5 protein-coding genes and 4 tRNA genes are annotated in these 6245 nt (G+C 43.4%); 6 read left to right on the forward strand and 3 right to left on the reverse strand.

From position 1 onward, the window contains the following. Positions 1 to 606: 606 nt before the first annotated feature. Both pssA and AB6D06_RS22155 read right to left on the reverse strand, forming a co-directional pair. Positions 607 to 1947, reverse strand: a complete 1341-nt coding sequence (gene pssA, locus AB6D06_RS22150; RefSeq protein ID WP_029235079.1) for a CDP-diacylglycerol--serine O-phosphatidyltransferase — start codon at positions 1945 to 1947, stop codon at positions 607 to 609. Between the two features lie 91 nt (positions 1948 to 2038). Then, positions 2039 to 2470, reverse strand: a complete 432-nt coding sequence (locus tag AB6D06_RS22155; protein WP_372101466.1) for a GNAT family N-acetyltransferase — start codon at positions 2468 to 2470, stop codon at positions 2039 to 2041. Positions 2471 to 2536: 66 nt separating this feature from the next. On the opposite strand from AB6D06_RS22155, the gene murB reads away from it, so the two are divergent. Together murB and birA are read left to right on the forward strand one after the other, a co-directional pair. Continuing rightward, the gene (gene murB / locus AB6D06_RS22160; protein WP_372101468.1) at positions 2537 to 3583 is read left to right on the forward strand and encodes a UDP-N-acetylmuramate dehydrogenase; all 1047 of its coding nucleotides are present in this window, start codon (positions 2537 to 2539) and stop codon (positions 3581 to 3583) included. Further along, complete coding sequence (birA, locus tag AB6D06_RS22165) at positions 3580 to 4545, forward strand: bifunctional biotin--[acetyl-CoA-carboxylase] ligase/biotin operon repressor BirA (RefSeq protein ID WP_372101469.1); 966 nt, start codon at positions 3580 to 3582, stop codon at positions 4543 to 4545. Before murB ends, birA begins: the two co-directional genes overlap by 4 nt. Before the next feature lie 7 nt (positions 4546 to 4552). Here the strand turns inward: birA and coaA are convergent, their stop codons facing one another. Then, positions 4553 to 5476: a type I pantothenate kinase gene (coaA, locus tag AB6D06_RS22170; protein WP_017066910.1), complete on the reverse strand. Its 924-nt coding sequence runs from the start codon at positions 5474 to 5476 to the stop codon at positions 4553 to 4555. A 210-nt stretch (positions 5477 to 5686) separates the two neighbouring features. Here coaA and AB6D06_RS22175 point away from each other — a divergent pair. The 4 genes from AB6D06_RS22175 (at position 5687) to AB6D06_RS22190 (ending at position 6094) form a co-directional block, all read left to right on the forward strand. Beyond that, positions 5687 to 5762: transfer RNA gene (locus tag AB6D06_RS22175), tRNA-Thr, on the forward strand. Positions 5763 to 5806: 44 nt separating this feature from the next. Then, positions 5807 to 5891 (forward strand) — tRNA-Tyr (locus tag AB6D06_RS22180). A gap of 39 nt (positions 5892 to 5930) precedes the next feature. Beyond that, positions 5931 to 6005, forward strand: a tRNA-Gly gene (locus tag AB6D06_RS22185). Between the two features lie 13 nt (positions 6006 to 6018). Then, positions 6019 to 6094, forward strand: a tRNA-Thr gene (locus AB6D06_RS22190). Positions 6095 to 6245: the final 151 nt, after the last annotated feature.

Consider the following 6245-nt stretch of genomic DNA (forward strand, 5'->3'; position numbering starts at 1 on the left):
TTCACAATAATTCATCAATCTTAATTAGATCACATTTTTACTTTAATTGGTATAAAGACACCGAGCCCCTGCACTTCATGCTATTCCGGCACATATCAGAAAGCCTAGTCTGACGACTAGGCTTTCGTCGTTTCCTGCGTATGTGTTTTGGGTTTTAGTAGTAGATCCTTATCGCTAGCTATGAAGTACTTCTCTATATATCGGGAGGTGCTGCTTGGGAATATAGGTGGTCACTTCTAACTCTTAAGCTAAATAGAGCAGAGCACTAATCTGATTGTTTTACTATGTGAAATTCTCTATCGCGTACGTACTTCGCCCTAAGGAGTGAGACTTTATTGCTTGAATACGTAAAGGGTAATTGTCGATTATGTTCGTATTGGTACTCGTTTAGCTGCTATCTAAACCATACCTGATACACGTATCTGGAACCCTGAGACTGACTAAGGAAAAGGTAGGATGCTTAACACTTCAAGCTATCACACTCACTGTGCATAAATAGAGATGTTGATTCGAAAGACCATCAAACAAACCTAAATAGCTATCTCGTAGATACAAAAACGCCTAGCGTTTGCTAGGCGTTGATAAATAGTGTCTCTAATACATCGACTACAGTATTTGCTTAAGCACCCTATCGGCTTTCACACGAGTGATCTTACGAATCAACTTCTGAACTTCCATCGGGTAGCTCTCTACCTTGTCTAACTGCTTATAAGTACAGATAAGCTGAGTGTGTTGAAGGATGTTATCCACTTCAGCCTGAAACTTGTCTGTTAGGTGATGGTAGTTATCTTGGATAAAGATACCGTTCTCTAGATCCAACTTCCATGCGCGTGGATTTAGATTATTACCTGTTAGTAGCATGTAGCGCTTATCTACCCAAATGCCCTTTAGGTGGAAGCTATTGGAATCGTGTTGCCAAAGTCGAATTGATAGATTACGGCTAGCAATATGAGCTTCATTCGCTTTAGCGAAACGGCGTAAGTTCAGTTCGTAAAGGTATGGCAAACCACCAATCGTTTTAAACTCTTCTTCTGGTGAGATAAAGAAATCATTCGCTGTCTTATCACCAACAACAATGCTGACCTTTACGCCACGCTTAAGTGCTTTCTTCACTTCTTTAGCTAGGCTAGGTGGGAAGTTGAAGTAAGGTGTGCAGATGAAGATTTCATCTTTAGCTTGAGCGACGAGTTGGTTGATTCCCTGATTCAGACGGTTACGTCTTTTACCGATACCAACCAATGGTGTTACAGCCACTTGCTCTGCTGAAACCTCTTGCCCTTCGAATTGATACTGAGACCTTGCCAATGATGCTCGAAACTGACGAATCGCTGGTTTCAGTTCTTTGGTCGCAGGCTTGTTCTTATCAGCCAGGTCATAAACAGCGCTGTCCGCAACCATCTGTTCGTGTACGTAGGCAAACATTGAGTCAGCAAGAGCTGCATTGTTTAAAACATGGTAACGATCAAAGCGATAGCGGTCATGGTAATTCAGATAGATATTGTTAAGGCTTGCACCGCTGTATATCACGCTATCATCGACGATAAAGCCTTTTAAGTGCAATACGCCAAAGACTTCTTTGCCGCGAACGGGAATGCCATAGACAGGCACAGAATGTTGATATTTCTCTGCGAACTCTTTATACATGGCTGCATTGCCTTCAGAAGACTCTGCGCCAATCAATCCACGCTGCGCCCGGTGCCAATCGACACAAACGCTCACGTCTAATTCTGGATTCTTTTGCTTTGCTTCATATAAGGCAGTTAGGATCTCACGGCCAGCCTCATCATCTTCAAGATACAAAGCGACTAAACTAATACGAGTCGTTGCGCGAGATATTTCATCAAGTAGGCGAGTTCGAAACTCTTGCGCTGATAGTAGTACTTCAAACTTGTCAGGATTCTGCGCTATGGTTGGCAACTGTATGAATGGATTCCTACTGGCAATCATATTGACTGTTTTACCTTAAAAATATGCAAAATTGCGAACCTTTAATTTTACCAAAGGGATAGCACCAAATACTAGATAATCGAGGCATTCTCTAACAATTTTGCTGATAATGCATAGGAATGAGATCTTTTCCGCTATTCGAATAGCGCTCGTATAAAACTCTTAAACCATTTGGTAGATCTTTAGGGTCTACTTGTACGAATTTGTGTCGCGCGTAAAAATTGGTGAGATGAGCGTACGCAAAGCAGTAATCATCTTCCGTAAGCGTATGTTGCGCACAATAATCCATAAGCTGGGAGCCTAATTGCTGACCACGATGTTGTTTTGATATCGCCATACCGGTAAGTAAGCGATTATTTTCTATTGTACGAAAACGCACGACACCGCACAGTTCGTTATTCAGCAATAACGAATAGATCAGTTCACTCTTATTCGCTTTTCCCGTTGGGTAATGTTCTTTATAGAAACGTTTAATTAGGGGAACCTTTACTGGGTCTAATTGAGTAATGATGACATTGTTCATTCAGTCACTGCGCCATTGGTTTATCTGCTGTAGAATGACCGCAGTGTAAGTTAATTGAATATCGCCATGCAATTCCATCTCAATGCTAGTTTAAAAAATGTTCATACTTTTTCCATCGATCAGACGTGTGATGCGTTGGTTGAAGTCACCACTACCGAAGAACTTATTTCGCTTTACAAAGACCCTAAATGGTCAGCTTTGCCTAAGTTAATACTGGGTAAGGGCAGTAATATGCTTTTTACTGAGCACTTCGCTGGCCTGGTCATCGTGAATAAATTAGCCGGGATTGAGCTGGCCGAGACGGACAGTCATCACCTACTGCATGTGAGTGGTGGCGAGGATTGGCCAAGCTTGGTTGAGTGGAGTGTGGATAAAGGGCTGGGTGGTCTAGAAAACCTAGCAATGATACCCGGCTGTTCCGGCTCTGCTCCGATTCAGAATATTGGTGCGTATGGTGTTGAGCTACAAGACGTATGCGAGTATGTCGATATCCTGTGTCTGGATACTTATACAGTTAAGCGATTAAGCAAAGAAGAGTGTCTCTTTGGTTACCGAGATTCTATTTTCAAACACGCTCTCTACGATAAAGCGATTGTTGTTGCGATTGGTTTAACGTTGCCGAAAGAGTGGGAGCCATGCAATCACTATGGCCCGTTAAAAAGCCTAGCAGCCGATACGCTCTCCCCTCGCACTATATTTGATGAAGTGTGTGCTATCCGTTCAAGTAAGCTGCCAGACCCTAGAGTACAAGGGAATGCGGGTAGCTTCTTCAAAAACCCTGTGATCACCAAAGATCATTTTGATCGCTTGTTAGCTCTATATCCAAATATGGTTGGTTATGAGAGTAATGACATGATCAAAGTTGCTGCTGGCTGGCTGATTGATCAATGCCAGTTCAAGGGTGTGACAGAAGGTGGCGCTCAGGTTCACCCCAACCAAGCATTGGTTATTATCAATTATGATGAGGCTTCTGCTGTGGATATCCTTAAGCTTGCAGAGCGAGTGCGCCATTCCGTTTTGAATAAATTCGATATTCGATTGGAACATGAAGTGCGCTTTATGGGACGAGACTGCGAGACAAACTTGGATAAGGCTTTGGAGTCATTGGCATGAGAGAGCACAGTACCAAGCTTGCACTATTGAGATGTCTTTCTGACGGTGAGTTTCATTCAGGTGAAGACCTAGGTGAAATGATTGGCGTATCACGAGCGGCTATCAGTAAGCACATTAAAGGTATTCAAGAGTGGGGTTTAGATATCTACCGAGTACAAGGCAAGGGTTACAAACTAGCCAGTCGTTTGGATATGCTTGACCAAGACAAATTGTCTGCAGTTAGTCGCGATGCTTCTCTTGAACTCATTCCCATCATAGGTTCTACAAACCAACACCTATTAGAGCGCACTAACACCCTCGAATCGGGTTCTGTCTGTATTGCTGAATATCAAGCTGCGGGTCGTGGACGCCGTGGACGAGAGTGGGTATCACCATTTGGTGCAAACCTCTATCTTTCAATGTATTGGAGACTCGACGCGGGGATGGCTGCCGCAATGGGCTTAAGCCTTGTGGTTGGTGTAGCTGTTGTTGAAGCTTTGGAAGAGATGGGCGTAGAAGGTGTAAAGCTTAAATGGCCGAACGACCTTTACCACAATGACAAGAAGCTTGCAGGTATCTTGGTCGAGCTGTCAGGACAGTCTGGCGGCGCTGCGCATATTGTGATTGGTTTAGGGCTAAACCTATCCATGGATCCAACAACATCAGGTATTGGCCAGCCATGGACTTCCCTTAAAGAAGTGTGTGATGGGAAGGTGCCAGACCGTAACCAGTTAGCGCAGGCTCTGATCAATGCTTGGGATAAGTCACTTGTCGACTACGAGTTGAAAGGAATGTCCAATTTTTTAGAGCGTTGGAACCGCTTGGATAATTTCTTAGGTCGCAATGTTAGATTGATCATTGGACCTAGAGAAATTGAAGGTGTTGTTCAAGGCATCGATGAACAAGGTGCTGTATTGCTCAAAACTGAGAATGGTGTCGAGAGCTATATTGGTGGCGAGATATCGCTAAGAAAAGGCGACTAAGGCGTTACTATTTTCTTAGTAACACTTCTTCAACCATATGATCTGCGCCTTTACGTAGAATCAGGTGAGCCCTTTCTCTTGTCGGAAGGATATTTTGTTCAAGGTTCAAGCCATTAATTGAACTCCAGATACCTTCTGCTTTGTCCAATGCGGCTTGGTTCGATAATTTAGTGTAATGACTAAAGTAAGAGCCAGGCTTAGTAAACGCGCCATCGCGGAATTTCATAAAGCGATTGACGTACCATTCTTTGATTTGTTGGCTATCAGCGTCAACATAGAGTGAGAAATCAAGGAAGTCTGAAATAAACACGCGATGTGGCTCGTGTGGATAATTCATTCCGGTTTGTAAAACATTAAGCCCTTCAATAATAAGCACATCTGGTAGGTCGACGCACTTAACGTCATCAGTAATATTGTACGTAAGATGCGAGTAAACAGGGGCTGTGACATTTCTCTTGCAAGCTTTTACATCCGAAACAAAGTTCACTAAACGCTTGATATCGTAAGATTCAGGAAAGCCCTTTTTGCTCATCAACCCTTTCTCTTCTAACACCTCGTTTGGATATAAAAAGCCATCGGTTGTCACTAGTTCAACTTTTGGGTGGTTTTCCCAGCGAGAGAGTAGGGCTTTAAGCAGACGCGCAGTGGTACTTTTGCCAACAGCTACGCTACCCGCAATACCGATGATAAAAGGTGGCGCTTTCTCTTTCTTATCTAGAAATTGGTGGAGTACCGAGTTTCTATTCTGTCTGGCTGCCACATAGAGGTTCAATAGACGAGATAGCGGTAGATAGATCTCTACTGCCTCTTCCATTGTGAGCTTTTCATTGATGCCTTGAAGCTCTTTTAAGTCGCTCTCAGAAAGTGTCATCGGAACTAAATTCCTTAGCTCAGACCAACGTTCGCGGTCAAATGACATAAATGGGCTCATACAAAACTCTATAGTGGATAACAAAACAAGTGCATGGAAAATACATCAAGCGATAGATAAATAAAATATCTTCCTGTACTAGATGCGGGTTAAAGACGTAAACCTTGAGCTAAATAGCCGTATGTAGGAGTTTGGTCAGAGAATTTTGCACTTTTTTTCAATTTACTATTGCAAGGTGGAAAATCATTCAATAAAATGCGCCCCACTTGTGCCGACTTAGCTCAGTAGGTAGAGCAACTGACTTGTAATCAGTAGGTCACCAGTTCGATTCCGGTAGTCGGCACCACTTTCTCCCTTCCTATAAGGCAAGCGAGAGAAAGCTCAAAATTTGGAGAGGTTCCCGAGTGGCCAAAGGGAGCAGACTGTAAATCTGTTGGCACTGCCTTCGATGGTTCGAATCCGTCCCTCTCCACCATATTCTAAAGGTTAAATAGCTCAAACAGAGTTACGTGTTGCGTGCATCGTATAATGGCTATTACCTCAGCCTTCCAAGCTGATGATGCGGGTTCGATTCCCGCTGCACGCTCCAACTCATTTTGTGTGCTGATATAGCTCAGTCGGTAGAGCGCACCCTTGGTAAGGGTGAGGTCCCCAGTTCGACTCTGGGTATTAGCACCAGTCTAAAGCTTCTTCTCCTTTAATAAAGAAAACCATTTTTTTTGGTTGCGTGGTCTTATTTTAAGCCACCTAATCCGTACCTAGAGGGACACCCCATGTCTAAAGAAAAATTTGAACGTACGAAACCGCACGTAAACGTTGGTACTATCGG

The organism is Vibrio sp. 10N.239.311.G01 (assembly GCF_041465805.1).
Classification (GTDB): Bacteria; Pseudomonadota; Gammaproteobacteria; order Enterobacterales; family Vibrionaceae; genus Vibrio; species Vibrio crassostreae_C.

What these genes read in the sequence shown, in the direction of transcription:
- AB6D06_RS22155 (WP_372101466.1), bottom strand. Translation starts at nt 2,470, where the DNA reads ATGAACAATGTCATCATTACTCAATTAGACCCAGTAAAGGTTCCCCTA.
- murB (WP_372101468.1), top strand. Translation starts at nt 2,537, where the DNA reads ATGCAATTCCATCTCAATGCTAGTTTAAAAAATGTTCATACTTTTTCC.
- coaA (WP_017066910.1), bottom strand. Translation starts at nt 5,476, where the DNA reads ATGAGCCCATTTATGTCATTTGACCGCGAACGTTGGTCTGAGCTAAGG.
- birA (WP_372101469.1), top strand. Translation starts at nt 3,580, where the DNA reads ATGAGAGAGCACAGTACCAAGCTTGCACTATTGAGATGTCTTTCTGAC.
- pssA (WP_029235079.1), bottom strand. Translation starts at nt 1,947, where the DNA reads ATGATTGCCAGTAGGAATCCATTCATACAGTTGCCAACCATAGCGCAG.